The organism is Kitasatospora sp. NBC_01250, from assembly GCF_036226465.1.
GTDB lineage: Bacteria > Actinomycetota > Actinomycetes > Streptomycetales > Streptomycetaceae > Kitasatospora.
Genome location: NZ_CP108476.1, coordinates 6618771 through 6644723, shown reverse-complemented (window position 1 = coordinate 6644723; position 25953 = coordinate 6618771). Strand labels below are relative to the sequence as shown.

The 25953-nt window shown below is 73.3% G+C and carries 25 protein-coding genes; 8 read left to right on the top strand and 17 right to left on the bottom strand.

Translation table 11 applies throughout. The annotated features are described in order from the left end of the window. Nucleotides 1–3 precede the first annotated feature (3 nt). From trpC to hisI, 6 genes are all read right to left on the bottom strand, one after another. The gene (trpC, locus tag OG500_RS28135; protein ID WP_327069645.1) at nucleotides 4–813 is read right to left on the bottom strand and encodes an indole-3-glycerol phosphate synthase TrpC; all 810 of its coding nucleotides are present in this window, start codon (nucleotides 811–813) and stop codon (nucleotides 4–6) included. Nucleotides 814–1067: 254 nt separating this feature from the next. Further along, complete coding sequence (locus tag OG500_RS28130; protein WP_327069644.1) at nucleotides 1068–1505, bottom strand: DUF2752 domain-containing protein; 438 nt, start codon at nucleotides 1503–1505, stop codon at nucleotides 1068–1070. Between the two features lie 191 nt (nucleotides 1506–1696). Further along, nucleotides 1697–1990 (bottom strand): HGxxPAAW family protein, encoded by a 294-nt coding sequence (locus OG500_RS28125; protein WP_327069643.1) that lies wholly within the window; start codon nucleotides 1988–1990, stop codon nucleotides 1697–1699. A gap of 182 nt (nucleotides 1991–2172) precedes the next feature. Beyond that, the gene (locus OG500_RS28120) at nucleotides 2173–2793 is read right to left on the bottom strand and encodes a TIGR02234 family membrane protein (RefSeq protein ID WP_329584166.1); all 621 of its coding nucleotides are present in this window, start codon (nucleotides 2791–2793) and stop codon (nucleotides 2173–2175) included. 59 nt (nucleotides 2794–2852) lie between these two features. Further along, a complete protein-coding gene (locus OG500_RS28115; protein WP_327069641.1) occupies nucleotides 2853–4370 on the bottom strand; it encodes an anthranilate synthase component I in 1518 nt (505 codons plus the stop codon). Nucleotides 4371–4422: 52 nt separating this feature from the next. Further along, a complete protein-coding gene (gene hisI, locus OG500_RS28110) occupies nucleotides 4423–4806 on the bottom strand; it encodes a phosphoribosyl-AMP cyclohydrolase (protein WP_327069640.1) in 384 nt (127 codons plus the stop codon). Nucleotides 4807–4903: 97 nt separating this feature from the next. Between hisI and OG500_RS28105 the strand changes: the two genes are divergently transcribed. Continuing rightward, nucleotides 4904–5449, top strand: coding sequence for a hypothetical protein (locus OG500_RS28105; protein WP_327069639.1), 546 nt, complete (start codon nucleotides 4904–4906; stop codon nucleotides 5447–5449). A gap of 22 nt (nucleotides 5450–5471) precedes the next feature. On the opposite strand, the gene hisF is transcribed toward OG500_RS28105, so the two are convergent. Genes hisF through hisD form a run of 8 tightly spaced genes read right to left on the bottom strand, consistent with a single transcriptional unit; the run spans nucleotide 5472 to nucleotide 11226 of the window. Continuing rightward, entirely contained in the window at nucleotides 5472–6242 is a 771-nt protein-coding gene (hisF, locus tag OG500_RS28100) for an imidazole glycerol phosphate synthase subunit HisF (RefSeq protein WP_329584163.1), read from the bottom strand. Further along, on the bottom strand, nucleotides 6239–6667 hold the full coding sequence (locus tag OG500_RS28095) for a Rid family hydrolase (RefSeq protein ID WP_327069637.1): 429 nt from the start codon (nucleotides 6665–6667) through the stop codon (nucleotides 6239–6241). The genes hisF and OG500_RS28095 overlap by 4 nt, the downstream gene beginning before the upstream one ends. Next, nucleotides 6664–7386, bottom strand: a complete 723-nt coding sequence (gene priA / locus OG500_RS28090) for a bifunctional 1-(5-phosphoribosyl)-5-((5-phosphoribosylamino)methylideneamino)imidazole-4-carboxamide isomerase/phosphoribosylanthranilate isomerase PriA (protein ID WP_327069636.1) — start codon at nucleotides 7384–7386, stop codon at nucleotides 6664–6666. The genes OG500_RS28095 and priA overlap by 4 nt, the downstream gene beginning before the upstream one ends. Before the next feature lie 31 nt (nucleotides 7387–7417). Then, on the bottom strand, nucleotides 7418–8053 hold the full coding sequence (hisH, locus tag OG500_RS28085; protein ID WP_327069635.1) for an imidazole glycerol phosphate synthase subunit HisH: 636 nt from the start codon (nucleotides 8051–8053) through the stop codon (nucleotides 7418–7420). A gap of 25 nt (nucleotides 8054–8078) precedes the next feature. After that, nucleotides 8079–8228, bottom strand: coding sequence for a hypothetical protein (locus tag OG500_RS28080; RefSeq protein ID WP_184934917.1), 150 nt, complete (start codon nucleotides 8226–8228; stop codon nucleotides 8079–8081). Then, nucleotides 8225–8818: an imidazoleglycerol-phosphate dehydratase HisB gene (hisB, locus tag OG500_RS28075; protein ID WP_329584158.1), complete on the bottom strand. Its 594-nt coding sequence runs from the start codon at nucleotides 8816–8818 to the stop codon at nucleotides 8225–8227. The genes OG500_RS28080 and hisB overlap by 4 nt, the downstream gene beginning before the upstream one ends. Nucleotides 8819–8824: 6 nt before the next feature. Continuing rightward, on the bottom strand, nucleotides 8825–9922 hold the full coding sequence (locus tag OG500_RS28070; RefSeq protein WP_327069632.1) for a histidinol-phosphate transaminase: 1098 nt from the start codon (nucleotides 9920–9922) through the stop codon (nucleotides 8825–8827). Next, nucleotides 9919–11226, bottom strand: a complete 1308-nt coding sequence (hisD, locus tag OG500_RS28065) for a histidinol dehydrogenase (RefSeq protein WP_329584156.1) — start codon at nucleotides 11224–11226, stop codon at nucleotides 9919–9921. Before hisD ends, OG500_RS28070 begins: the two co-directional genes overlap by 4 nt. 95 nt (nucleotides 11227–11321) lie before the next feature. Between hisD and OG500_RS28060 the strand changes: the two genes are divergently transcribed. The 5 genes from OG500_RS28060 (at nucleotide 11322) to OG500_RS28040 (ending at nucleotide 21329) form a co-directional block, all read left to right on the top strand. After that, a complete protein-coding gene (locus OG500_RS28060) occupies nucleotides 11322–13196 on the top strand; it encodes an oxidoreductase (RefSeq protein WP_329584154.1) in 1875 nt (624 codons plus the stop codon). Nucleotides 13197–13560: 364 nt separating this feature from the next. After that, on the top strand, nucleotides 13561–13911 hold the full coding sequence (locus OG500_RS28055; protein WP_329584153.1) for a transposase: 351 nt from the start codon (nucleotides 13561–13563) through the stop codon (nucleotides 13909–13911). A 702-nt stretch (nucleotides 13912–14613) separates the two neighbouring features. Then, nucleotides 14614–18660, top strand: a complete 4047-nt coding sequence (locus OG500_RS28050) for a Pls/PosA family non-ribosomal peptide synthetase (RefSeq protein ID WP_329584149.1) — start codon at nucleotides 14614–14616, stop codon at nucleotides 18658–18660. Nucleotides 18661–18701: 41 nt separating this feature from the next. After that, complete coding sequence (locus OG500_RS28045) at nucleotides 18702–20081, top strand: diaminobutyrate--2-oxoglutarate transaminase family protein (RefSeq protein ID WP_327069627.1); 1380 nt, start codon at nucleotides 18702–18704, stop codon at nucleotides 20079–20081. Nucleotides 20082–20084: 3 nt separating this feature from the next. Next, nucleotides 20085–21329 (top strand): aspartate kinase, encoded by a 1245-nt coding sequence (locus tag OG500_RS28040; protein ID WP_329584147.1) that lies wholly within the window; start codon nucleotides 20085–20087, stop codon nucleotides 21327–21329. Nucleotides 21330–21399: 70 nt separating this feature from the next. On the opposite strand, the gene OG500_RS28035 is transcribed toward OG500_RS28040, so the two are convergent. Beyond that, nucleotides 21400–21930: a hypothetical protein gene (locus tag OG500_RS28035; protein ID WP_329584145.1), complete on the bottom strand. Its 531-nt coding sequence runs from the start codon at nucleotides 21928–21930 to the stop codon at nucleotides 21400–21402. A gap of 118 nt (nucleotides 21931–22048) precedes the next feature. Continuing rightward, nucleotides 22049–23398, bottom strand: a complete 1350-nt coding sequence (locus OG500_RS28030; protein ID WP_329584141.1) for an alpha/beta hydrolase family protein — start codon at nucleotides 23396–23398, stop codon at nucleotides 22049–22051. A 190-nt stretch (nucleotides 23399–23588) separates the two neighbouring features. Here OG500_RS28030 and OG500_RS28025 point away from each other — a divergent pair, with 190 nt between their 5' ends. Further along, entirely contained in the window at nucleotides 23589–24317 is a 729-nt protein-coding gene (locus OG500_RS28025) for an LON peptidase substrate-binding domain-containing protein (RefSeq protein ID WP_329584139.1), read from the top strand. Nucleotides 24318–24372: 55 nt separating this feature from the next. Continuing rightward, nucleotides 24373–24867 carry a Cys-tRNA(Pro) deacylase gene (ybaK, locus tag OG500_RS28020; protein ID WP_327069622.1) on the top strand — a complete coding sequence of 165 codons (495 nt, stop codon included), beginning with the start codon at nucleotides 24373–24375 and terminating at the stop codon, nucleotides 24865–24867. Here the strand turns inward: ybaK and OG500_RS28015 are convergent. Next, nucleotides 24820–25920: a hypothetical protein gene (locus OG500_RS28015; RefSeq protein ID WP_329584137.1), complete on the bottom strand. Its 1101-nt coding sequence runs from the start codon at nucleotides 25918–25920 to the stop codon at nucleotides 24820–24822. The two genes, ybaK and OG500_RS28015, sit on opposite strands and share 48 nt — an antisense overlap. Between the last annotated feature and the right edge of the window lie 33 nt (nucleotides 25921–25953).

The window sequence follows — 25953 nt, the reverse complement described above, 5'->3', positions numbered from 1 at the left end:
CGGTCAGCCCCGCCCGTGGCGCAGCGCCGGGTGGGCGCCGGCGGCGACCAGGTCGGCGACGGCCGCCTTCGGGTCCCGGCCGGTCACCAGCGACTCGCCGACCAGCACCGCGTCCGCACCCTCGTTCGCGTAGGCGATCAGGTCGTGCGGGCCGCGGACCCCGGACTCGGCCACCTTGACGATGTGGGCCGGGATCGCGTGCGCCACGTTGGCGAAGGTGTTGCGGTCCACCTCGAGCGTCTTGAGGTTGCGCGCGTTGACGCCGATGATCTTCGCGCCGGCGTCCACCGCGCGGGCGATCTCCTCCTCGTCGTGCACCTCGACCAGCGGGGTCAGCCCGATCGACTCGGCCCGCTCGATCAGCGAGACCAGCGCCGGCTGGTCGAGGGCCGCCACGATCAGCAGCGCGAGGTCGGCGCCGTGCGCGCGGGCCTCCCAGAGCTGGTAGGCGGTGACGATGAAGTCCTTGCGCAGCAGCGGGGTGTCCACCGCCGCCCGGACCGCGTCCAGGTCGGCCAGCGAGCCGCCGAAGCGGCGCTGCTCGGTGAGCACGCTGATCGCCGCCGCACCGCCGGCGGCGTAGTCGACGGCCAGCGCGGCCGGGTCGGCGATCGCGGCCAGCGCGCCCTTGGACGGGCTGGAGCGCTTGACCTCGCAGATCACCCGCACGCCTTCGCCGCGCAGGGCGGCCACGCCGTCCTTGGCGTCCGGCGCCTTGGCGGCCAGCTCCTTGAGCTCGTCCAGGGAGACCCGGGCCTGCCGCTCCGCGAGGTCCGCACGGACCCCGTCGATGATCTCGTCGAGCACGCTCACGCGGGCGCCCCCATCAGTGTCTAGCCGGATGTTCCAAGCGGTGACGCGGGTTCCGTTCGGCTCCGCACGCCCCCGCCGGCACTTCGATGGTATCGGCACCGGGGGGCGCAGAGCGCATCCGCCCGGCGCGCGTCTCGCGGAACGGACCGGTTTCCGGGCAGGTGGGGCCGGTGGTGCCGGTGACCGGACAGGCGCGGTCGGGGGCAGCCGGGGCGGGTGTGGAACCGGTCACGGTGCCGCGCTGCAGCGGCCGCTCAGACCAGCGGGGGCGCCAGCCCGGCGCCCCCGGGCAGGTTGCGCACGACCGTGAAGGCGAGCACCAGCACGCCCAGGCCGATCAGCCGGGAGCGGCTCAACTCGATCCGGGGCGGGCGTCCACCGGTCAGCGCGGCCCAGAACCAGCCCGCCCAGAGCACGCCGAGCACGCCGAAGAGCGCGACGGCGAGCAGGTTGTCGTGGCAGGCGGTGGTCAGGTCGCCGCGGCTGAGCGCGTGCACGCAGCGCAGGCCGCCGCAGCCCGGGCACCACCAGCCGGTGGCCTGGAGGAACGGGCAGGTCGGGTAGTGGCCCGGAGCGTTCGGGTCCACCGCCGAGACGTAGAGGGCGGGCAGCGCGACGGCGCCGAGGGCCGCGAGCGGACGGGCCAGGCGGCGCAGCGCACGCGGGCCGGCCGGAGTGCTGGGGGCGGTCACGGTGCTGATTCTCCCCCTGTTCGGGTGGCCGACGCGCCACGCCGCGCAGCGGGCCGCACGACCGGGCGCACGACCGGGCCCGCGCGCCCCACCGGGGCCCGGCACGGACCGGAACGCACGCGGACCGGGGCGCCGGGCTGCTGGAGCTCCGGCGCCCCGGTCCGGGGCACGCGTGGGAGGGTGCTGCGCGATCAGTGCGCGGCGGCCGTGGCGGTCGCGGCGACCTCGGCGACCTCCGGCTTGGCCGTGACACCGCGGCGCGCGTCGGCCAGCACCTTGGCGACCGCCAGGTCCGGGGTCTTGCCCATGCCGGCCATCGACATCGCCTTGCCGACGACACCGCCGATGAGGATCACGGCGATCCCGGCCCAGAAGATCGGCACCGACGCCATGATCATCGCGGCGCCGCTGACGCAGAAACCGACGAAGACGATGGCCGAACCGGTCCAGGCCGCGGGGGTGTGTCCGTGGGCTTGCGACGACATCTGGGTACTCCTTGGTTCTGCGGCTCTACCGGGACCGGCGGCCGGGTCGGCGTACGGGACGCCCCCAACCGGCAACGGCCGATTGTCACCCTCCATTGTTGCGGACGCCCCCACGAGCCCCAAAGCCGGGTCCGGGTGAGGACGGTCACGGTTGACCCGCGGCGGTGCGGGTAGCCCCGTGGTCAGCCGAGGGTGGGGTCCTCGCCGCGGTCCAGCGCCTTCCACAGGTCGGCGGGCGTGTGCGCACCGCCGGTGGGGGCCTTCGCCTTGGCGACCGGGGCGTCGTAGCGGGTACCCATGCTCGGCCAGGCCCTGCCGCGCAGCACGGTCAGCCCGCCCGCCGCGGCCAGCAGCAGGCCGCCGAGCAGCGCCACCCAGGGCCAGGCGGTGTGGCTGACCTGCTCGGCGGTGGTGCCCAGCAGCCCCAGCTTCTTGGCCGCCTCGGAGTCCACCGCGCCGCTGTCCACCGAGCCCATCCCCGCCGCGACGGCCGCGCCCAGGCCCGCCAGCGTCACCAGCGCGCCCACCACGTACCGCCCGACCCCGCGCACCGCGAAGATCGCCACCGCCGAGGCCAGTCCGACCAGCGCCAGCGCCCCCGGCAGCCCCGAGACGTCACTGCCGGTCGCACTCACCGCCAGCCCCTTGACCTGCCCCTCGCTCCAGGTCCGCCCGACCGCCACCAGCACCAGGACCGCCCCGGCCAGCGTGAGCAGCAGCATCAGCAGCAGGCTGCGCCGGTCGGCGGTCCTGCGGGCGGGGGCGGCGGAAACAGCGGGAGCGGGCGACGGTGTGGCGGTCATCCGTCCACTATCCCCCGACTCCGCTCCCACCCCCGCACCGGGTCACCCTCAGTCGCGCATCACACCACCGGCGCCCGCAGCGTGTTCGCGGTGGCGACGGCGCGCAGGACGGCGGCGGCCTTGTTGTGGCACTCGGTGTCCTCGCTCACCGGGTCGGAGTCGGCGACCACGCCCGCGCCCGCCTGGACGTAGGCGACGTGGTCGCGCAGCACGGCGGTGCGGATCGCGATCGCGGTGTCGGCGTCGCCGGCGAAGTCGAGGTAGCCGACGCAGCCGCCGTACAGGCCGCGGCGGGTGGGTTCGAGCTCCTCGATGATCCGCATGGCGCGCGGCTTGGGGGCGCCGGAGAGGGTGCCGGCCGGGAAGCAGGCGGTGAGCACGTCGAAGGCGGTGCGGCCGTCGGCGACCTCGCCGGTGACGGTGGAGACGATGTGCATCACGTGGCTGTAGCGCTCCACCGACATGAAGTCGACCACCTCGACGCTGCCCGGGGTGCAGACCCGGCCCAGGTCGTTGCGGCCCAGGTCGACCAGCATCAGGTGCTCGGCGCGCTCCTTGGGGTCGGCGAGCAGCTCGGCGGCCAGCTCGGCGTCCTCCTGCGGGGTGGCGCCGCGGTGCCGGGTGCCGGCGATCGGATGCACCATCGCCTGACCCTGCGTCACCTTGACCAGTGCCTCGGGGCTGGAGCCGACCACGTCGAAGGCGCCCTCGGCGCCGCCGTCGGGGCCGGGGAAGCGGAACAGGTACATGTACGGGCTGGGGTTGGTGGTGCGCAGCACCCGGTAGACGTCGAGCGCGGAGGCCGGGCAGGGCGCCTCGAAGCGCTGGGAGGGGACCACCTGGAACGCCTCGCCGGCCCGGATCCGCTCCTTGATCTGCTCCACCACGGCCTGGTAGGGCGCCCCGCCGAAGGCCGACACGGCGTCAGCGGCGGTGGGGGTGACGGTGGCCAGGCCCGGCTCGACCGGCTTGCCCAGCTCGGCCTCCATCGCGTCCAGCCGGGCCACCGCGTCCGCGTAGGCCTCGTCGACCCCGCTGGCCAGGTCGTTGTGGTTGACCGCGTTGGCGATCAGCAGCACGCTGCCGTCCACGTGGTCGAGCACGGCGAGGTCGGTGGCGAGCAGCATGGTCAGCTCGGGCAGCTGGAGGTCGTCCGGGTTGAGGTCGGGCAGCTTCTCCAGGCGGCGCACGATGTCGTAGCCGAGGTAGCCGACCAGGCCGCCGGTGAGCGGCGGCAGGCCGTCGTCGACCGGCCGCGGGGTGTGCAGCGCGCTCAGCGCGACGCGCAGCACCTCCAGCGGGTCGCCGTCGCGCGGGATGCCGACCGGCGGGGTGCCCAGCCAGCGGGCCTGGCCGTCCGGGCCGACCGTCAAGGTGGCGGCGCTGCGCACGCCGACGAACGAGTAGCGCGACCAACTGCGGCCCTGCTCGGCCGACTCCAGCAGGAAGGTGCCGGGCCGCTCGGCCGCCAGCGAGCGGTAGAGGCCGATCGGCGTGAGGCCGTCCGCCAGGAGCCGGCGGGTGACCGGGATGACCCGGGTGTCGGCGGCGAGCTTGCGGAAGGCTTCGAGGTCCATGGGTCGGGCACCGATCTTTCTGGGGTGGGCGGACGGGAGCGCGGCGGGCCGCTCAGCCGGGCAGCAGGACGTCCTCGTCGAAGCAGGTCCTGGCCCCGGTGTGGCACGCGGCACCGACCTGGTCGACCTGGACCAGCAGGGTGTCCCCGTCGCAGTCCAGCGCCACCGACTTGACGTGCTGCAGGTGGCCCGAGGTGTCGCCCTTGACCCAGTACTCGTTGCGGCTGCGGCTCCAGTAGGTGCAGCGCCCGGTGGTCAGGGTGCGGTGCAGCGCCTCGTCGTCCATCCAGCCGAGCATCAGCACCTCACCGGTGTCGAACTGCTGCGCGACGGCGGGCAGCAGCCCGTCCTCGGTGCGCTTGAGGCGGGCGGCGATGGCCGGGTCGAGGTCGGTGCTGCCGGGGGTGGCGGGGACGGACGGCGTTACGGAGGACATGCGGACATTGTGGCAGGCCCGGGCCGGGCACGGGGACCTCCCGCGATCTTCGGCAAAGGCCCACCGGGGCGGGCCGCGCTGCGGGATTCTGGTGTCCATGACCCAGTCCGCACGCCGCACCGGACCGTTGCTCGCACTCGCCGTCGTGCTGCTGCTCACCGCGGGTGCGGTGACGGCGGCGCTGCTCTGGCCCGCATCCGGGCACCGGGCGGCCGAGCCGCCGCCCAGCCCCTCGCCGTCGGCCTCCCCGTCCCCCTCGCCCTCGCCCTCCCCCAGCCCGAGCAAGGCGCTGCCGTATCCGTGGTTCGCGGTCGGCAGCTGCCTGGACCACCCGCAGTTGAGTCCGGTGATCACCACCGTCCAGCCGCGCCCCTGCGACCAGCCGCACGACGCGGAGGCGATCGCCAACCCGAAGCTGCCGGACGGGCTGACCAAGGAGAGCCAGATCGCCATGGCGATGCTGACGGCCTGCCGGCCCTCGGTGGACAGCTGGCAGGCCAAGCAGGGCGGCGGCACCTTCTACAGCTTCCCGCTGGGCCTCTCGCTGGCCTACTACGACCAGGGCTTCCGCGACGTGACCTGCCTGCTGACGGTCTCCCAGCACGAGGGCGGCCCGAAGCTGACGGGCCCGCTCAAGAGCTGACCCGTCAGCAGCAGGGCGCGCCTCAGCGCACCGGGTGGCCCGCCTCGCGCAGCGCGCTCTTCACGTCCCCGATCCGCAGGTCGCCGAAGTGGAAGACGGAGGCGGCCAGCACGGCGTCCGCCCCGGCCTCGACCGCCGGGGCGAAGTCGGCGAGCTTGCCGGCGCCGCCGGAGGCGATCACCGGGACGCCCACCCGCTCGCGCACCGCGCGGATCATCGCCAGGTCGTAGCCGTCCTTGGTGCCGTCCGCGTCCATCGAGTTGAGCAGGATCTCGCCGGCGCCCAGCTCCGCGGCGCGCTCGGCCCATTCGACGGCGTCCAGGCCGGTGCCGCGGCGCCCGCCGTGGGTGGTCACCTCGTAGCCGCTGGCCGTCCCGGTGCCGCCCTGGACCTTGCGGGCATCCACCGAGAGCACCAGCACCTGGCGGCCGAACCGCTCGGCGATCTCCCGGAGCAGCTCCGGGCGGGCGATCGCCGCGGTGTTGACGCCGACCTTGTCGGCCCCGGCCCGCAGCAGCTTGTCCACGTCGTCGACGGCCCGGATGCCGCCGCCGACGGTGAGCGGGATGAAGACCTGCTCGGCGGTGCGGCGCACCACGTCGTAGGTGGTCTCCCGGTCACCGGACGAGGCGGTGATGTCCAGGAAGGTCAACTCGTCGGCGCCCTGGGCGTCGTAGGCACGGGCCAGCTCGACCGGGTCGCCCGCGTCGCGCAGGTTCTGGAAGTTGACGCCCTTGACCACCCGGCCCGCATCCACGTCCAGGCAGGGGATCACTCGTACGGCCAGGGTCACGGGGTACTACCTTCCAGAGTCTTGCCCAACCCGGCGCGGTAGGCGTCGAGTTCGACCTCGACCATCATCCGGGAGTCGATCAGTCCGGCCACCACCAGCATGGTGGCGGCCGGCCGGACGGCGTCGAACAGCTGCTTGTGCGCCCGCCCCACCTCGTCGGCGTCACGGACATGGGTGAGGAACACCCGGGTGCGGACCACGTCGTCCGCCGTCAGACCGTAGGGGGCCAGCGCGCCGAGCGCGGCGCCGAAGGCGGTGAGCGCCTGGTTGTACGGATCGTCGTGCTCGATCCGGCCGTTCACCAGCGCGGTGCAGCCGGACACGTGCACGTGGTCGCCGGCCGCCACCGCACGCGAGAAGCCGAACTGCTCCTCCCAGGGCGAGAACCCCGACACCCGGCCGCGAACGATCTGACGATCTGTCACGAGACAGCCTCCAAGGCCTCTTCGAGGGTGAACTTCTGCTCGTAGAGGGCCTTGCCCACAATCGAACCCTCGACACCCTCGGGCACCAGGGTGGCGATCGCGCGCAGGTCGTCCAGCGAGGAGACGCCGCCGGAGGCGACCACCGGACGGTCGGTGCGGGCGCAGACGTCGCGCAGCAGCTGCAGGTTGGGGCCGGTCAGGGTGCCGTCCCGGTTGACGTCGGTGACCACGTAGCGGGCGCAGCCCTCGGCGTCGAGGCGGGCCAGCACCTCGTAGAGGTCGCCGCCGTCCTTGGTCCAGCCGCGCCCGCGCAGCGTGGTGCCGACCACGTCCAGGCCCACCGCGACCTTGTCGCCGTGCTCGGCGATCACCTTGGCCACCCACTCGGGGGCCTCCAGCGCGGCGGTGCCGAGGTTGACCCGGGTGCAGCCGGTGGCGAGCGCCGCGGCCAGCGACTCGTCGTCCCGGATCCCGCCGGACAGCTCGACCTTGATGTCCAGCCGCCCGGTCACCTCGCGCAGCAGTTCGCGGTTGCTGCCGGTGCCGAAGGCGGCGTCCAGGTCGACCAGGTGCAGCCACTCGGCGCCGGCCTGCTGCCAGGCCAGCGCGGCGGCCAGCGGCTCGCCGAAGGAGGTCTCGGTGCCGGAGGCGCCCTTGACCAGGCGCACGGCCTGGCCGTCGCGGACATCGACGGCGGGGAGGAGTTCGAGGCGGCTCATCGTGTGCAACTTTCCTGGCTTCAAAGGGGCTTCAGAGGGTGTTGACCCAGTTGGTGAGCAACTCGGCGCCGGCGTCGCCGGACTTCTCGGGATGGAACTGGGTGGCCCAGAGCGGACCGTTCTCGACCGCCGCGACGAACGGCTGACCGTGGGTGGTCCAGCTGACCAGCGGAGCGTTGATCTTCTCGTTGGTGATCGTAAGCTCCCAGCGCCGCACCCCGTAGGAGTGCACGAAGTAGAACCGGGTCTCGGGGTCCATCCCGGCGAAGAGCCGGCTCTGCTCGGGCCAGTCGACGGTGTTCCAGCCCATGTGCGGGACGACCGGCGCCTCCAGCGGCTCGACGGTGCCGGGCCACTCGTCGCAGCCCGCCGTCTCGACCCCGTGCTCGACCCCGCGCTCGAAGAGGATCTGCATCCCCACGCAGATGCCCAGCACCGGGCGGCCGCCGGCCAGCCGGCGGCCGATGATCTGCTCGCCGCGCACCGCCCGCAGCCCGCGCATGCAGGCCTCGTAGGCGCCCACGCCCGGCACCAGCAGACCGTCCGCGTCCAGCGCCTGCTGGAAGTCGGAGGTCACCGTGACGGTGGCGCCGGTGCGCTCCACGGCCCGCTGCGCGGACCGCAGGTTTCCCGATCCGTAGTCGAAGACCACGACGTTCTTGCCCATGGTGAATTCTTTCCGTGGTCCGGGACTAGAGGCGCATGACGCCGGCAGCCAGGCAGAACGCCGAGCTGATGGCGAGCAGGAAGACGACGCCCTTGGGCAGCTTCTGCTTCCAGAACGAGTACACGCCGCCGCCCAGGAAGAGGCCGACGACGATCAGGATCGTGGCCTTGCTCACAGCGCGCCCTTCGTCGAGGGGAGGATGCCGGCCGCGCGCGGATCGAACTCCGCGGCGTAGCGCAGGGCCCGGGCCAGCGCCTTGAACTGGCACTCCACGATGTGGTGGGCGTTGCGGCCGTAGGGGACGTGCACATGCAGGGCTATCTGGGCCTGGGCCACGAAGGACTCCAGGATGTGCCGGGTCATGGTGGTGTCGTAGCTGCCGATCATCGGCGCCATGTTCTCCGGCTCGGTGTGCACCAGGTAGGGGCGGCCCGAGAGGTCCACGGTCACCTGGGCCAGCGACTCGTCCAGCGGGACGGTGCAGTTGCCGAACCGGTAGATGCCCACCTTGTCGCCCAGTGCCTGCTTGAAGGCGGCACCCAGCGCGAGGGCGGTGTCCTCGATGGTGTGGTGGGTGTCGATGTGCAGGTCGCCCTCGGTCTTCACGGTGAGGTCGAACAGGCCGTGCCGGCCCAGCTGGTCGAGCATGTGGTCGTAGAACCCGACGCCCGTGGAGATGTCGGTCTGGCCGGTGCCGTCGAGATCGATCTCGACCAGGACCGTGGTCTCCTTGGTGGTGCGCTCCACGCGCCCGATGCGGGACATGTCCGGTTACAGCTCCTTGATCGCGGTGGCCACGGCGGCCAGGAAGGCGTCGTTCTCGGCGGGAGTGCCGGCGGTGACGCGAAGCCGCCCCGGTACGCCGTTGTTGCGCACCAGCACGCCCTGGTCGAGCACCGCACGCCAGACGGCCTGCGGGTCCTCGAAGGTCCCGAACTGGATGAAGTTCGAGTCCGAGTCGGTCACTTCCAGGCCCATCGCGCGCAGCGCCTCGACCACCCGGTCGCGCTCGGCCTTGAGCTTCTCGACGTAGCCGAGCAGCGTGTCGGTGTGCTCCAGGCAGGCCAGCGCGGTCGCCTGGGTGACGGCGGACAGGTGGTAGGGCAGCCGGACCAGCTGGACGGCGTCCACCACCGCCCGGTCCGCGGCCAGGTACCCCAGCCGCAGGCCCGCCGCGCCGAAGGCCTTGGACATGGTCCGGGTGATCACCAGCAGCGGCCGGCCGTCGAGCAGCGGCAGCAGCGAGGCGCGGTGCGAGAACTCGACGTACGCCTCGTCCACGATCACCAGGGTCGGCTTGACCGCCTGCGCGGCCTCGTACAGCGCGAGCACCGTCTCGCGCCCGACGGCGGTGCCGGTCGGGTTGTTCGGCGAGCAGATGAAGAGCACGTCGGGGCGGTGCTCGGCCAGCGCCGTGACCGCGTTCTCGACGTCGATGGTGAAGTCGGCCCGGCGCGGGCCGGCGATCCAGCGGGTGCCGGTGCCGCGCGAGATCAGCTCGTGCATCTGGTAGGACGGCTCGAAGCCGAGCGCGCTGCGGCCCGGGCCGCCGAAGGTCTGCAGCAGCTGCTGGATGATCTCGTTGGAGCCGTTGGCCGCCCAGACCTGCTCCAGGCCGCGCTCGAACCCGGTGGTGCGGGTCAGGTAGCGGGCCAGCTCGGTGCGCAGCTCGACGGCGTCGCGGTCCGGGTAGCGGTTGAGGGTGCGGGCCGCCTCGGCCACCCGCTCGGCGATCCGGGCCACCAGCGGCTCGGGCAGCGGGTAGGGGTTCTCGTTGGTGTTCAGCTGGACCGGGACGTCCAGCTGCGGGGCGCCGTAGGGCGACTGTCCGCGCAGCTCGTCACGGACCGGCAGGTCGTCGATGTTCAAGAGTTCGGCACCGTCCAGTCGAACCGAGCGCGAATGGCGTCGCCGTGCCCGGGCAGGTCCTCGGCGTTGGCGAGGTTGACCACGTGCTCGGCGATCTCCGCCAGCGCCTCGCGGCTGTAGTCGATCACGTGGATGCCGCGCAGGAACGACTGTACGGACAGGCCCGAGGAGTGGCAGGCGCAGCCGCCGGTGGGCAGCACGTGATTGGAGCCGGCCGCGTAGTCGCCCAGCGAGACCGGTGCGAAGCGGCCGACGAAGATCGCGCCGGCGTTGCGCACCCGGGCGGCCACCGCGGCGGCGTCCCGGGTCTGGATCTCCAGGTGCTCGGCGGCGTAGGCGTTGACCACGGCCAGGCCCTGCTCCAGGCCGTCCACCAGCACGATGCCGGACTGCCGGCCGCTCAGCGCCTCGGTGACCCGCTCGCGGTGCTTGGTCCTGGCCACCTGCTCCTCGAGCTCGGCCTCCACCGCGTCGGCGAGCACGGTCGAGTCGGTGACCAGCACGGAGGCGGCCATCGGGTCGTGCTCGGCCTGGCTGATCAGGTCGGCGGCCACCTCGGCGGGCACCGCGCTGTCGTCGGCCAGGACGGCGATCTCGGTCGGGCCGGCCTCGGCGTCGATCCCGATCCGGCCCTTGAGCAGGCGCTTGGCGGCGGCCACGTAGATGTTGCCCGGCCCCGTGACGAGGTTCACCGGCGGGCACTCGGCGGTGCCGTAGGCGAACATCGCGATCGCCTGGGCGCCGCCGACCGCGTACACCTCGGTGACGCCCAGCAGCGCGCAGGCCGCCAGGATCGCGGGGTGCACCTTGCCGCCGAAGTCCTTCTGCGGCGGGGAGGTGACCGCGATGCCCGGGACGCCGGCCTCCTGGGCGGGAACCACATTCATCACAACGGAGGACGGGTAGACGGCCAGGCCGCCCGGCACGTAGAGGCCGACCCGGTCCACCGGCACCCAGCGCTCGCTGACCGTGCCGCCGGGCACCACCTGGGTGGTGTGGTCGGTGCGGCGCTGCTCGTGGTGGACCAGGCGGGCCCGGCGGATCGACTCCTCCAGGGCCGCGCGCACCTTCGGGTCCAGCGTCTCCAGCGCGGCGGTGATCTCCGCCTCGGGCACCCGGGTGCGCGTCAGTCGGACCCCGTCGAAGCGCTCGGTGAGCTCGACCAGCGCCTCGACCCCGCGATGGCGTACGTCCTCGCAGATCGGCCGCACCTTCGCAAGGGCGGCCTCCACGTCGAACTCGGCACGGGGCAGCAGGTCGCGCGGGTCGCCGGTGGCGCCGCGCAGGTCGATTCGAGAGATCACAGGCCCAAGTGTAAGGAGTGGCCGGAATAGGTGGTCCCGCATTTCAGTCCGTGATACGAACACTGAGATCGGACAGGCCGAGGGGGGAGCTGGGCATGAGCGAGGTGCCGGCGGACTGGAATCCGGTGGAGCAGCGGCTGTGGGAGGACTTCCGGCGCGGTGCGGTGTGCGACCTGTCCGTACACGACCAGGCCGCCGACGACCCGGGTTCGCCTGTCGACTGGGGCCCGGAGCGAACAGTACGAGCCACCGTGCTCGCGCTGCTGCTGCTCAGCGGCCCCACCGCCGTCCCCGGCACGGTGCGCGGCCTCAAGCTCACCGGCGCGCTGATCACCGGGCGCCTGGACCTGGCGGGCGGGCGGCTCGAGGACTTCGTCGAGCTGCGCGGCTGCCGCTTCGACACCGGCGTGCTGCTCTCCGAGGCGCAGGGCGGCACGATCCGCTTCGACGGCTGCTGGCTGCCCCGGCTCGACGCCTCCCGGCTGGTCACCAGCGGGGACCTGGTGCTGGCGCGCTGCGCGGTGGCCTCCGGCGTGCGGCTGACCGACGCCCAGATCGGCACCGACCTGATCGTCAACCACCTGGTGGTCGGCGGCGACCAGTACGGGCACGCGTTCTCCGCCGACGGCCTGGCCGTCCACCAGGACTTCGAGGCCGACCGGCTGGTCACCTACGGCGACCTGAGCCTGCGCACCGCCCGGATCGGCGGTCGGCTCTCGCTGCGCGGCGCGCAGCTGTACGCCCGGCCCGGGCAGGGCAACTGCCTCAACGCGGCCCGGATCAGCGTGGGCAGCACCTGCTACCTGTCCGGCTGGCTGCCCGCCCAGGCGGGCAGGTCGCGGACGGACCTGTCCTGGCAGGCGCCGGCACCGGTGGGCTACAGCCTGCGCAGCCGGGACCCGGGGCCGTACTACCGCGACCCGCAGAGCAGCGACCCGGGCGCCGCCAGGGCCGCACTGGACGTACCGGACGCACCGGACGCACCGGCGGCGCCACAGACGCCACAGACGCCGCAGGCCAGTGGCGTACCGGGCCCGCCGGGCCTGCCGGCACCGCGCTCCGCGGCCGGTGAGCCCGGGAACGGGCCCGCCGGTGCGGCCCAGGCGCCCCTCGCGCTGGGCAGCGACCCGGGCAGCATGTACGGCCAGGGCTTCGGCCAGGTGGAGCCGGCGGGCAGCCGGAGCATGCCGTTCCGCGCCTTCGGCGGGGTGCGGCTGGACGACGCCCGGTTCGAGAGCGCCTGCCTGATCTCCAACGCCGAGTTCCACCTCGGCCACGGCCAGGAGCTGTCGCTGCGCCGGATCCAGACCCCCGAACTGCGCTTCACCTGCCCGGCCCCGCCCACCGGCACCGTCGCCCTCTCCCGCGCCCGGGTCGGCAACCTGGTCGACACCCCGCAGGCCTGGCCGCGCAACGGCAGGGTCCGGCTGACCGGCTTCGCCTACGAGTCGCTGCGCCCGCCGGAGGACTCCTCCTTCACCGTCGAGCAGCGCATCGCCTGGCTGGACCACGCGCTGGACACCTACCACCCCGAGCCCTACGAGCAGCTGGCCGCCGCGCTGCGGCGCGACGGCCTGGACGAGGACGCCCGCGAGGTGCAGTACGCCAAGCAGCGCCGCCGTCGCCAGGGCCTGCCGCTGCCGGGCCGGGCCTGGTGCTGGTTCCAGGACATCACCGTCGGCTACGGCTACCGCCCGGGCCGGGCCGCGCTGTGGCTGGTGGCCGCCTGGGCGCTGGGCACCTTCTGGTTCGCCGGCCACCAGCCCGCACCGGTCAAACTCGACGAGCACCCGCACTGGAACCCGGCGCTCTACTCGGCCAGCCTGGTGCTGCCGATCGTCAACCTGGGCCAGGACGGCTGGGCCCCGGCCGGGTTCGACCAGTGGCTGAGCGCGGCCCTGGTGCTGACCGGCTGGCTGCTGGCGAGCACGGCCGTCACCGGCGCGACCAGGGTCCTGCAACGGGGCTAGTGCCGCGTCAGGCAACCTTCGCCCCGTCGCGACGCCCGGCACGCACTCTCGCCGCACCGGCCGAAAGCCCAAGTACGTCCAGTACGAGGACTTCCGGCCGGCACGCCGACAGCACGCCCCGGACGCCGCTCCTTGACGGGCAAAAGTTGCCTGACGCGGCACTAGGACATGTCCCAGAGCCTTGGCCCGTCCCGCACTTGGCCGCCGGTCCCACTTTGGACCACAGTCCGCTGATTCACCAACTCCCGTCACGCAAGCGGCAGATGGACCGACCGCGGGATCGTCTCATGTGGTGTGGACCGGTGACCTGGGGCTGTCGGGCGGACCGGCCCGGCGGCCGGCCGCGTGTCGCATGATGGGTGCCATGGTTGATGTCCTGTCACATCGACTGGTTCCTGATCGGCTGTGGAAACTGGTCGAACCGCTGCTGCCCGCCTTCCTGCCGCGCCCCCAGGGCGGCGGCAGCGCCCCGCTGGACGACCGGACCGTCTTCACGGCCGTCGTCTACGTCCTGACCAGCGGCTGTTCCTGGCGCCACCTGCCGCCCGAGTTCGGCGTCTCGCCCGCCACCGCGCACCGCCGGTTCCGCACCTGGGACCGGGCCGGACTGTGGCAGCGACTGCACCAGGCCGCCGCCGAGCAGTGCGGCCCCCGCTCCGAGGGCCACTGGCTCACGATGATCGTGCGCGCCGCGCTGGCCCGGCAGGACCGCTGACCGACCCACGGCCGGCCGCGGGGCACCCCCTTGCCGTCCCCTTGCCCGCAACCCCCGCGCCCCGGCCGCGAAACCGCCCCGACCCTTTGCCGCCACCCCTCCGCGGGAATGCGGTCACGCTCGGAATCAAAGATTCCCCCTCCCCTCCCCCAGCTGTTCGGAAAAAATCCCCGTGCGATCGAACAGACATGCCGGTCACCCTTATCCGCCAGCCCTTTCAGTGGGCCTCCCGATCACCCGTCCGAGGTCACCACATGAGACGGGTGAACGAAAAATGAGAAATTCCTGAACGCTCCGAGCGCCCCTTGCCTCACTTGCGCGGACCGGCATAGTGTCCGTTGCGTTAAATCACCGAAAGGTGATTGGGGGACGTCCGCCCCGCGGACGCAGTGCCATGTTGCCGGTCGCACACCGGCGGGGAATCCGCCGACTGTGCCAAGTACCGCGCGGGCACGGGGGATTGAGCAGATCGACGATGCCGCCACGTCGATCGCCGGGCTGTGCGCAGGTCACGCACGTCAACCGGGGCAGCTCCAGAGGTTTGCCACGGTTTTACCAGGGCGCGCCGAAAGCGCTTTCGCAGCTTTGCGCCGCCCACTGTCACAGTTATTCCGATCATCGCCCGAATGCCCGATGAAGGTGTCGAGCGTTAAATCAACGGCTGTTGCAACCACCGCTACTCTCCTGCGGACAGGAGGAATCATGCCGAGAGTTGAATCGCCCTCGCAGCACAGCGAACCGCGGGGCGGCCCGGACGTTTCGGAGCCCGCCAGTCACTGGATTCTGCCGTCGGTCCCGTGGCTGGCCCGGTACTTCGAGCGGACCTGCGACCGGGTGCCGGACAATACCGCCGTCAGTTGCGGCGCCGTCCACCTCAGCTATGCCGAACTCGACCGTCGGGCCAATCAGCTGGCCCGGCTGCTGCGCGAGCGGGGAGCCGGGCCCGGCGCGAGCGTGGGAATTCTGCTGGAACGCTCCCCGGAGTCCTACGTCACCCTGCTCGCGGTCCTGAAGTCCGGTGCGTCCTACGTGCCGCTGGACCCCTCGTTCCCCGCCGACCGGGTCGGCTTCATCGCGCGCGACGCCGGGCTGTGCGACCTGGTGACCACCTCCTCGATGCGCCACCGGACCCCCGAGCTGCCCTGCCGGGTTCTCGAACTGGACGGGCTGGCAGACCAGTTGAGCATGCAGTCGGCAGACCGGCCGAACGTCGCGATCGACCCGTCGTCGGTCTGCTACGTCATCTACACCTCCGGAACCACCGGACGCCCCAAGGGCGTGGCCGTCTCGCACGCCAACATCGTCAACTTCCTGCAGTCCGTCGCCCCGATCTACCAGGTCCGCGAGGAGGACCGGGTCTACCAGGGGCTCTCGCTCGCCTTCGACTTCTCGGTCGAGGAGATCTGGCCCGCCTGGGTGGTGGGCGCCACCCTGGTGGCCGGGCCCACCGACGACCGGCGGGTGGGCGAGGGACTGGCCGCCTTCCTGGTCGAGCAGGCGATCACCGTGCTCTGCTGCGTGCCGACCCTGCTGACCACCATCGAGGCCGAGGTCTCCTCGCTGCGCAGCCTGCTGGTCAGCGGCGAGGCCTGCCCGCCCGACCTGGTCAGACGCTGGTCCAAGCCGGGCCGGCGGTTCCTGAACGTCTACGGGCCCACCGAGTCGACGGTCAGCGCCACCTGCGGCGAACTGTCGCCGCGCCGCCCGGTCACCATCGGCACCCCGCTGCCCAGCTACCGGGTCTACCTGCTCGACGAGAAGCTGCGCCCGGTGCCGGAGGGCGAGAGCGGGGAGATCTGCATCGGCGGCCCCGGCGTGGCGATCGGCTACCTCAACCGGCCCGAGCTCACCGCGGAGAAGTTCGTCACCAACCCGGTGGCGCACGACCGCGCGCAGAGCCCGCGGATCTACCGCACCGGCGACCTGGGCAGGCGCACCGCCACCGGCGAGATCGAGTTCCTGGGCCGGATCGACACCCAGGTCAAGATCCGCGGCTACCGGATCGAGCTGGCCGAGATCGAGGAGGTGCTCCGCGAGGACCCCGCCGTCGAGAACGCGGTGGTCGTGCCGCGCGAACTCGACGGCGTGGTGCAGGACCTGGTCGGCTACCTCACCCTGGCCGGCGGCCCCGCGGCGGACGGCGAGGAGCTGCGCGAGCGGCTGCACACCACGCTGCGCGGCCGGCTGCCGGAGTACATGATCCCCTCCTTCGTCGAAGTCCTGGCCGCCTTCCCGCTGCTGGCGGCGGACAAGGTCGACCGGTCCGCACTGCCCGCACCCACCTCGCCGCCGCTGGCCAAACGTTCCCGCCCGCACGCGCCCGCCGAAACCGCGACCGAACGCCGGCTGGCCGCCGCCTGGCAGGAGGTGCTCGGCCTCACCCAACTCTCCGTGGAGGACGACTTCTTCCTCGACCTGGGCGGCCACTCGATGGCCGCGGCCCGGCTCATGTCGCGGCTGCGCAGGCTGCCGGAGCTGTCCCACCTGGCCATGGCGGACCTCTACGGCCACCCCACGGTGCGCGCGCTGGCCGGCTTCGTCGACCGGGCCGCCGCCGAGGCCACCGCCCCGCAGCCCGAGCGGCCCCAGGGCCCGCCACCGCGCCGCCACACGACACTCCGGACGGCCCTCTGCGGCAGTGCCCAACTGGTGCTGCTGTATGCCTGGTTGATGGCCTTCGGGCTGCCCGCCCTGGTGCTGCTCTACCGGCTGCTGGCCGCCTGGCACGAGCCGCTCGCACGGGTGGCCCCCGGCAGCCCGCTGGACCACCTCGCGCACCTGGGGATCGGCGCGTTCATCCCGCTGGAGATCGGCTGGACACTGCTGGACCTGCTGCTGCTCCCGGTGCTGGGCTGCCGGCTGCTGCTGGCCGGCGTGCGGCCGGGCTGGTACCCGCTGTGGGGCGTGACCTACCTGCGGTTCTGGCTCTTCACCAAGGTGATGGCGACCTCGCCGGTCGCGCTGCTGGCCGGCTCACCGCTGCTGCCGCCGTTCCTGCGGCTGCTCGGCGCCCGGATCGGGCGCGGCTGCCACATCTCGACGCCCTTCGGCCTGCCCCGGTTCGTCGAACTCGGCGACCACGTGAGCGTGGGCTACGGCGCCCGGGTGCAGTCCTACACGGTCGAGGACGGCTGGCTGCGGCTGGCACCCGTCAGGCTCGGTGACGGCAGCTGCCTGGGGACCAACAGCGTGGTGCTGCCCGGCGCCGTGCTCGGCGCGGGCGCCTCGGTCGGCGAGCAGTCGCTGGTCTGGGCCGACCACGCGGTGCCGGCCGGCGAGCACTGGGCGGGTGCGCCCGCCAGCGCGCAGGAGGCCGCCCCGCCGGTGCTCCAGGCGATGGCCGAGCAGCCCGACGAGCGGCCCTGGCCGCTGCCGGTGCTGGCCGGCTTCGCCGGCGGCGCGCTGCTGCTCATCCTGCTCCCGCTGCTCATCGCGGCCGCCGGATCGGCGCTGATCGGCTGGGTGGCCTGGCAGGACGGCTTCGGCTCGGCGCTGCTCTCCACCCTGGCGGCCGGACCGGTCTTCGTGCTGACCACCTGCACCCTGGTGGTGCTGATCAAGCGCGCGGTGCTGCCCCGGGTGCGGGCCGGCATCCACACCGAGCGCAGCGGCTTCGGGGTGCGCAAGTGGATCGGCGACGGCCTGCTGGCCACCAGCCTGACGCTGACCCACTCGCTCTACTCCACGCTCTACCTGGTGCCGTTCCTGCGCCTGCTCGGTGCCCGCACCGGCCGCCGCTCCGAGGTGGCGACGATCAGCTTCGTCGACCCGGACATGCTCATCATCGGCGAGGAGAGCTTCGTCGCGGACGTCAGCGTGGTGGCCCCCGCGGTCTTCCACCGCGGCCGGATCGCGCTGGCGCCCGCCGAGGTCGGCAGGCGCAGCTTCGTCGGCAACGGCGCGCTGCTGCCGGGCTCCTGCCGGATGGGCGACAACAGCCTGCTGGGCGTGCACTCGGTGGCACCGGCCAGGCCGGTCGGCCCGGAGACCACCTGGCTCGGCTCGCCGGCGATCTTCCTGCCGCGCCGCGAGGAGAGCCGGCGCTTCCCGTCCAAGTACACCTACGACCCCAGCCCCGGGCTGATCGCCGCCCGCCTGGCCATCGAGTACCTGCGCGTCACGCTCCCCTCGACCATCGCCGCGCTCGTCGCGCTCGGCGCCCTGTACGCGGGCATCGCGCTGGCCAGGACCGGCTCACCGCTGCTCCTGCTGCTGCTGGGACCGGCCCTGCTGCTGGGCGCCGGTCTGGCCGCGACCCTGCTGGTCGTGCTGCTCAAGTGGCTGGTCATCGGCCGCTACCGGCCCCGGGTGGAACCGCTGTGGGGCATCTGGGTGCGCCGCACCGAGCTGATCACCGGCCTGTTCGAGAACCTGGTGGTGCCCGCCCTGCTGAACCTCCTCACCGGCAGCCCGCTGGCGCCCTGGGTGCTGCGGCTGTTCGGCGCCCGGATCGGGCGCCGGGTCTGGCTCAACACGACCTACCTCACCGAGTTCGACCTGGTCGAGGTCGGCGACGACGCGGCCGTCGGCGAGGTGACCTCGCTGCAGACCCACCTGTTCGAGGACCGGGTCATGAAGATGTCCGACGTCCGGGTCGGGCGGGCCGCTTCGGTGGGCCCGCGGTGCGTGGTGCTGTACGACGCCGAGGTCGGCGCCGGCACCTGCCTGGACGCGCTCTCGCTGGTGATGAAGGGCGAGCAGCTGCCGCCCGGCACCCGCTGGCGCGGCATCCCCGCCCGCCGCTGCTGAACCACCCCACCCGCCCCCACACCTTCCTACCGGAGACCTCCATGACCTCGTTCCACCAGCTCGACGCCCGCACCGCCCCCCACGTGACCGGCGACCTGCCGGGCCCCCGCTCCGCCGAGTACCTGGCCCGCCAGCAGGGCTACGAGTCCAACGCCCGCAGCTACCCCAGGCGCCTGCCGATCGCCATCGCGCAGGCCGCCGGCAGCCTGGTCCAGGACGTGGACGGCAACGTCTTCATCGACTTCCTGGCCGGCGCCGGCGTGCTCTCGCTCGGCCACAACCACCCCGAACTGGTGGCCGCCGTCACCGCGCAGCTCGGCGTGCTCACCCACGGACTGGACTTCCCCACCCCCGTGCGGGAGGCCTTCGTCGAAGCCCAACTGTCCCTGCTGCCGGAACCGATGCGCGATCGCATGAAGATCCACTTCTGCGGGCCCACCGGCGCCAACGCCGTGGACGCCGCGCTCAAGCTGTGCAAGACCGCGACCGGCCGCGGCGACGTCATCACCTTCCAGGGCGGCTTCCACGGCAGCAGCCACGCGGCGATGGCGCTCACCGGGCTGGTCTCGCAGAAGCGGCCGATCGCCAACGGCGTGCCCGGCGTGCACTTCTTCCCGTACTCCTACTGCGCCCGCTGCCCCCTCGGCCTGACCCCCGACAGCTGCGCCACCAACTGCGTCACCTACCTGGAGCGGGCGCTGACCGACGGCAACGGCGGCGTGCCGCTGCCCGCCGCCGTGGTGATGGAGATGATCCAGGGCGAGGGCGGCATCATCCCCGCCACCACCGACTTCGTCCGCCGGGTCCGCACGCTCACCCGTGAACTCGGCATCCCGCTGGTGGTCGACGAGGTGCAGACCGGCTGCGGCCGCACCGGGACCTGGTTCGCCTTCGAGGAGTACGGCATCGAGCCGGACGTCATCATCGCCTCCAAGGCGCTCAGCGGCATCGGCGCCCCGGTCGCGCTCATCCTGTACGACGCCGCGCTCGACACCTGGGCGCCCGGCGCCCACACCGGGACCTTCCGCGGCAACCAACTGGCCTTCGCCGCCGGGGTGGCGGCCGCACGCATCGTCCAGCGGGACGACGTCCTGGGCAACGTCCTGCGGCGCGGCGAGCAGATCGCCGACCTGCTCAAGCCGCTGCTGGACGACCCCTGGGTGCTCGACGTGCGCGGGCGCGGGCTGATCCGGGGCATCGAGTTCGCCGACCCCGCCACCGGACGTCCCGCGGGCGCGCTCGCCGCCGCCGTCCAACGCGCCGCGCTGCAGCGGGGGTTGATCGTGGAGGTCGGCGGGCGCGAGGACGCCGTGGTGCGGCTGATGCCGCCGCTCAACGTCACGGCGGCCACCGTGGAGACCGCCTGTTCGATCCTGCTCGACGCGATCCGCACCGCAAAAGCCACTCAATCGGAGGTCTGAGCCATGAGTCTGATCGTGCAGAAGTACGGCGGCTCCTCCGTGCACAGCACGGAACGGATCAAGCGGGTCGCCGAACACGTCGTGGCCACCCGGCGACAGGGGCACGACGTGGTCGTGGTGGTCTCCGCCATGGGCGACACCACGGACGAACTCCTCGACCTGGCAAGAGCCTTGACGCCAGCGGCGGCCCCGCGCGAGCTGGACGTGCTGCTGACCACGGGCGAGCGCATCTCCAACGCGCTGATGGCCATCGCCATCGAGTCCCTGGGCACCGAGGCGCGCTCCTTCTCGGGCGCGCAGGCCGGCGTCCGCACCACCGGCGCGGCCGGGCGGGCGCGGATCGTCGAGGTGGTCCCGGACCGGGTCCGCAGCGCCCTGGACCGGGGCGCGGTCGCCGTGGTCGCCGGATTCCAGGGGATCAGCCGCGACACCGGGGACGTCACCACCCTGGGCCGCGGCGGCTCGGACACCACCGCGGTCGCGCTGGCCGCCGCGCTCAAGGCCGACCTCTGCGAGATCTACACCGACGTGGACGGCGTCTACAGCGCGGACCCGCGCCTGGTGCCCGACGCGCGACTGCTGGAGAACGTCGGCTACGAGGTGATGCACGAACTGGCCATGAGCGGCGCCAAGGTGCTCGCGCCGCGCAGCGTCGCGTACGCCGCCCGGCACCAGGTCCCGATCCGCGTCCGGTCCTCGTTCAGCACCAACCCCGGCACCATGGTGGCCGGTTCGGCGGACCTCCCGCCCGCCGAACACTCCAGCGTCACCGGCGTGGCGCACGACTCCTCGAAGGCGAGGATCACCCTCGCCGGGGTTCCGGACGCGCCCGAGCTCACCAGCCGGATCCTGCACCTGGTGGCCGACGTCGAGGCCGAACTCCACTTCGCCGTCCGGGGCCGGACCGACATCTCCCTCGTCCTGCCCGCGGCCGACGGACCACCCGCCCTGCGCGCGCTGCGGCAGGAGTGCGCGGACCTCGGCGTCGAGGAGCTGCACTACGACGAGCAGATCGGCAAGGTCTCCCTCGTCGGCAACGGCCTGCTCTCCCACCCCGGTGTGCTGGCCACCTGCTGCGAGACCCTCACCGAGGCCGGCGTGCACCTGGAGACCATCACCACCTCCGACATCCGCATCACCGCCCTCTGCCCCGCCCCCCAACTCCCCCACGCCGTCCGCGCCTGGCACACCGCCTTCGCCCTCGCCGCCCCCGAACTGGCCACCGTCCATGCGGGCAGCGGTCGCTGACTAATCGTCAGATAAGGACAGGATGGTGGCCCCGGCGCCCCAACGCCGGGGCCCGCCATCCCCTGCCGGTTCAGCGACCACGCACCCCGCGCCGCCGCCGGTAGTAGTCCACCGTGACGACCGCGAGCAGCGGCCCCCACAGCAGGAGCGGTGCGTAGCAGGCGTCCATCAGGACGAGGGCCGGCCCGGTCGGCGCTCCCTTGGCCCCGCCGAAGCCACGGGCGTTGGGGATCGTCAGCAGGAGCAGGACGGCCGCGCCGAGCGAGGCCGGGACCACCGCGGCCAGCGGCGCGACCCGCCTGCCCCCGATCAGCGGGATCCAGCCCGGCACCACCTCGCCCCAGGGCCGGACCAGGCCGAGCGTCAGGAACGTCAGCCCTTCGACGCCCAGGCTCATCGCGACACACACCACGGTGAACCAACCGGGAACGCTCAACTCCCTGGTGTCGAAGCCCACCGGAATGCCGAGTCCCATCACGGTCCGCCACACCCCGGACGGTACGGCGGTGAGGGCCGCGACCTGCGCGGCCCGCACCGCCCAACGAGCGGGCGGCGCACTCGCGCGGACGGCGACGGCTGACGGTGTCCCACAGATGACCATGGCTCCATGCTGTCCGGCCGGCCACCCGAGCGGATCCTCCGCAGGGGCCGACCCGGCTCCCCCTCCCGGGGGAAGACGCCCCGTCGCCCTCCGCCGGAGGGCCGAGCCCCGCAGCCCACTACCCCGCGAACTCCACGTCCGGGTACGCCGCCGAAGGCCCGTCGAGCAGGTGGTCGTCCGTGCCCCGCAGCCAGCGGTCGAAGAACGAGGCCAGGTACGCCCGCTGTTCGGCGACGGCGCGGGTGGGCGCGATGGTGCCGAGGGCCTTGGTGACGGTGTCCGGCGGGAGGTTCAGCTGCCGGACGATCTGCGGCAGCATCGACTCCTTGTCGGTCATGGTCGTCTCGGTGGAGCCGCTCAGGGTCAGGTCGCGGTGCCAGCCGGTGCTGTGGTCCCACAGCGCACCCCAGGACGGATCGGTGCGGATGTCGTCGCCCTGGCTGCCCAGCAGCAGCACCGGGCGGTCCACGCCGTCGGTGGCGGCCGTCGAGGGGTTGGCGGAGTCGTTGTCGTCCCCGACGTAGCCGAGCAGGCCGTCCAGGTCGGCGGCAACCTTGATCCGCGGGTCGTCGTGCATCGCCTGGATCGCCGTGAAGCCGCCGCCGGACTGGCCGAACATGCCGATCCGGTCCGGGTCGAGCGCGCCGGCCAGCCCCTGGGGCAGCTGCTGGTGGTCGGCGTCCGGGTTCCGTCCGGCGGCCAGCGCGTCCAGCTGGTCGAGCACGAAGCGGGTGTCGGCCACCCGCACCCCGACCACCTTCTTCAGCAGCGCGGTGATCTTCGCCGGGTCGTTCCCGACCTGGCCGGCCTGGTCCCGCAGGACGCTGGTGACCACCCGGTGGCCGGGGAACTCCACCGCCGGCGCCTCGTAGGTGTGGTCGATGGTGACCACGACGAAGCCGCGCGAGGCCAGGTCGTCGGCCAGGGTGCTGTTCAGCGAGCGGGGATCGCCGGCACCCGGCGAGTAGAGCACCACCGGGAGCGGGCCGCCGCGCCGGTCCACCGGCGCGCCCTGGTGGGCGTGGGTGAGGGTGGCCGACCAGTCGACCCGGTCGAGCGGCACGTCGTCGGCGTTCAGGTACTGGCCGGGGAAGGCCGCCGCCTCGCCCGCCGTCAGCTGCGGCGCGAGCGGGTAGCGGTCGGCGTCCCGGGCCGGGTAGCGGATGCTGACCATCAGCTCGCGATCGGGCTGCGTGGCGACCCACGGGTCGGGCCGCGAGGTGTCCACCAGGTGCAGCGAGACCGTGCCGACCTGGTGCGGGCCGCTGGGCGCGGGCAGTGCCACCCGGGCCTGCCGCGTCGGGCCGGCCGCCACCGCGGCCGGCCCGCCCGTCCCGGGCTGTGCCGAGGCGGCACCGGCCGTGCCGACCGCGCCCATGGTGGCCAGCAGCGCCGCCGCGAGCACCAGCCCGCTGCGCGGCCGACGACGCCGGGGGGTGCCGGTGACGGCCTCGATCATGGCGGACATGGCGCAACTCCCTTGTCTGGTGGGCGACGGAGCCGTTCCGCCGCCGGCTCAAGACTTTCGCAGCCGCGCGTCCGGCAACAGCGTGGCACCACCCCGGGCGGGGGTGGTGCCAGCACGAGTGGCGACCGGCGCAGCGGCCCGGCAGCCTCCGAGCGTCGGGCTGACACCGCGGGCGGCTACGCTGTGCGCCGTGACAGAACGGCTGCCGATCTTCCCGCTGAATGCCGTGCTCTACCCCGGGCTGGTGCTCCCCCTGCACGTGTTCGAGGAGCGCTACCGCCGCCTGGTCGCCGATCTGCTCGCCGGGCCGGAGGACCAGCCGCGGCGGTTCGGCGTGCTGGCGATCAAGGACGGCCGCGAGGTCGCCCCGGTCACCGAGAGCGACGAACCGGCGGGTCCCCTGGACGGCCTCGGCACGGCCACCGGCGATCCGCTGGAGGCGCTGCACCACATCGGCTGCGTGGCCGACGTCGCCTCGATCACCCCGCAGCAGGACGGCCGCTACGAGCTGCTGATCACCGGCACCACCCGGTTCCGGCTGCGCGAGGTGGAGACCGGCGGCCCGTATCTGACGGGCCGGTGCGAGCTGATCGAGGAGGAGCAGGGCACCGGGGCCGGTGCGCTGGCCGGCGGTGTGGAGCGGGCGTTCCGGGCGTACCAGAAGCGGCTGGCCGGTGCCCGGCAGGCCAGTCTGACCGGCGACCAGGAGCTGCCCGACGACCCGCAGGTGCTCTCCTACCTGGTGGCGGCGGCCTCGGTGCTGGAGGTGCCGGTCAAGCAGCAGCTGCTGGCCTGCCCCGACACGACGACCCGGCTGAGCACCGAGCTGGAGCTGCTGCGCCGGGAGACCGCGCTGCTGGCCTGGCTGCCCTCGGTACCGGCGGTGGAGCTGACCCGGCAGGCCTTCAGCCCGAACTGAGGCCCGAACTGAGGCCCGGACCCCGAGGTCTCGAACCGAGATTCCAGGAGCGCCCATGGCGAAGGCGAAGAAGAGCAAGGGCGGCACCCCCGCCACCGTGACCCTGGAGGCCGCGGGCGTGCCGTTCGCCCTGCACGCCTACGAGCACGACCAGGGGGCCGCCTCCTACGGCGGCGAGGCGGCCCAGGCGCTGGGCGTCGACCCGCTGCGGGTGTTCAAGACGCTGGTGGCCGAGGTCGACGGCGCCCTGACGGTCGGCGTGGTGCCGGTGGCCGGGCAGCTGGACCTGAAGGCGCTGGCCACCGCCGTGGGCGGCAAGCGCGCCGCGATGGCCGACCCGGCGGCGGCCGAGCGCAGCAGCGGGTACGTGCGCGGCGGGATCTCGCCGCTGGGGCAGCGCAAGGCGCTGCCCACGGTGCTGGACGCGAGCGCGCTGGCCCACGACACGATCTACGTGTCCGCGGGCCGGCGCGGTCTGGAGGTGGAGCTGGCGCCCGCCGACCTACTGCGGCTGACGGGTGCTGTCAGCGCCGAGATCGGCCGGGGCTGACGGACTGCCCACGGTCTGACCGGCCGGGGTCCCCGTACCCTGGCCGCCCACCGCCTGGGCGCCGACCACCGGCCCCGCCCCCGGCGAGGCCTCCGGCTTCTCCGCGGCACCGGCGTCCGCAGCCGACGGGTCCGCAGCGCCCGAAGCGTCCGACACCCCCTCGCCCTCGGCGGCCGTCGGCACCGGGAGCTCGTCCACCGGGCCGCCCGCCGAGGGCAGCACCGGACCGGCCCAGTACGGCGGCGGGTCCTGCTCGCGCTTGCCGAAGGTGGCGGTGAGCGCCAGCAGCGCGAGCAGCGCGGCGAACGGCCAGGCCAGCAGCGCCCCGTAGGCACTCAGCTGGAGCGCCTCGTTGAAGGTATGCCCGTCGCCGACCTGCTTGGCGTGGGCGATCAGGTTCGTGGTGGGGCCCAGTGCCATGCCCAGCCGCCAGGCGATCAGCGAGCCCGCCAGGCCGCCGAGCCCCAGTGCCAGCGCGACCACGACGCCGCCGCCGCGCTGCCGGGTGCGCAGGAACGCGGCCCCCGCGGTGACCAGGCCGAAGGCCAGGCCGAGCAGCACGAAGGTGCCGTCGGCACCGGCCCGCTGCTCGCCCTCCGGGTCCACGTACAGCACGCTCTGGCCGTGCACCACGAGCGGCACCTCGGGCGCCAGCCAGTACCAGAGCGCCCCGAGCAGCACACCGAGCAGCAGACAGGCGCCGAGGATCGGAGCGCCGACCCTGAGCTCGTCCATCAGCCGGTTCCCGTGGGCGGAGCGGGTCAGTCCGGTCCACCGGCCCGACGGCTGCGCGGCCGTCGTCTCCGGCGTCTCGGAGACCGGCTGCGCGGCCTCGCGGTCCGACGCCGCGGGAGTGTCCTGGGCCGCGGCCGGCTCCGCGGCGGTCGGCGCCTGCCCCCGGGCGCCGTCACCGGTGTCCTTCGGCAACCCCCCAGCGCCCTTCGGCAGGCCGCCGGAAGCGTCGCCCTGGTCGGCCCCCTGCGGCAGATCCTCGGAGATACCCAGCGGGTTGCCGCCCTGAGGGGCACCCGGAGGCGTGTTCGGTACGGTCACGTCACCCATCGTTTCACGCCGAGTGCCCAGATC

What these genes read in the sequence shown, in the direction of transcription:
- ybaK (WP_327069622.1), top strand. Translation starts at nt 24,373, where the DNA reads ATGGCGAAGGCGAAGAAGAGCAAGGGCGGCACCCCCGCCACCGTGACC.
- OG500_RS28035 (WP_329584145.1), bottom strand. Translation starts at nt 21,930, where the DNA reads ATGGTCATCTGTGGGACACCGTCAGCCGTCGCCGTCCGCGCGAGTGCG.
- hisB (WP_329584158.1), bottom strand. Translation starts at nt 8,818, where the DNA reads ATGTCCCGCATCGGGCGCGTGGAGCGCACCACCAAGGAGACCACGGTC.
- OG500_RS28105 (WP_327069639.1), top strand. Translation starts at nt 4,904, where the DNA reads ATGACCCAGTCCGCACGCCGCACCGGACCGTTGCTCGCACTCGCCGTC.
- OG500_RS28045 (WP_327069627.1), top strand. Translation starts at nt 18,702, where the DNA reads ATGACCTCGTTCCACCAGCTCGACGCCCGCACCGCCCCCCACGTGACC.
- OG500_RS28030 (WP_329584141.1), bottom strand. Translation starts at nt 23,398, where the DNA reads ATGTCCGCCATGATCGAGGCCGTCACCGGCACCCCCCGGCGTCGTCGG.
- OG500_RS28120 (WP_329584166.1), bottom strand. Translation starts at nt 2,793, where the DNA reads ATGACCGCCACACCGTCGCCCGCTCCCGCTGTTTCCGCCGCCCCCGCC.
- OG500_RS28115 (WP_327069641.1), bottom strand. Translation starts at nt 4,370, where the DNA reads ATGGACCTCGAAGCCTTCCGCAAGCTCGCCGCCGACACCCGGGTCATC.
- OG500_RS28060 (WP_329584154.1), top strand. Translation starts at nt 11,322, where the DNA reads ATGAGCGAGGTGCCGGCGGACTGGAATCCGGTGGAGCAGCGGCTGTGG.
- OG500_RS28055 (WP_329584153.1), top strand. Translation starts at nt 13,561, where the DNA reads ATGGTTGATGTCCTGTCACATCGACTGGTTCCTGATCGGCTGTGGAAA.
- hisH (WP_327069635.1), bottom strand. Translation starts at nt 8,053, where the DNA reads ATGGGCAAGAACGTCGTGGTCTTCGACTACGGATCGGGAAACCTGCGG.
- OG500_RS28050 (WP_329584149.1), top strand. Translation starts at nt 14,614, where the DNA reads ATGCCGAGAGTTGAATCGCCCTCGCAGCACAGCGAACCGCGGGGCGGC.
- OG500_RS28125 (WP_327069643.1), bottom strand. Translation starts at nt 1,990, where the DNA reads ATGTCGTCGCAAGCCCACGGACACACCCCCGCGGCCTGGACCGGTTCG.
- hisI (WP_327069640.1), bottom strand. Translation starts at nt 4,806, where the DNA reads ATGTCCTCCGTAACGCCGTCCGTCCCCGCCACCCCCGGCAGCACCGAC.
- OG500_RS28040 (WP_329584147.1), top strand. Translation starts at nt 20,085, where the DNA reads ATGAGTCTGATCGTGCAGAAGTACGGCGGCTCCTCCGTGCACAGCACG.
- priA (WP_327069636.1), bottom strand. Translation starts at nt 7,386, where the DNA reads ATGAGCCGCCTCGAACTCCTCCCCGCCGTCGATGTCCGCGACGGCCAG.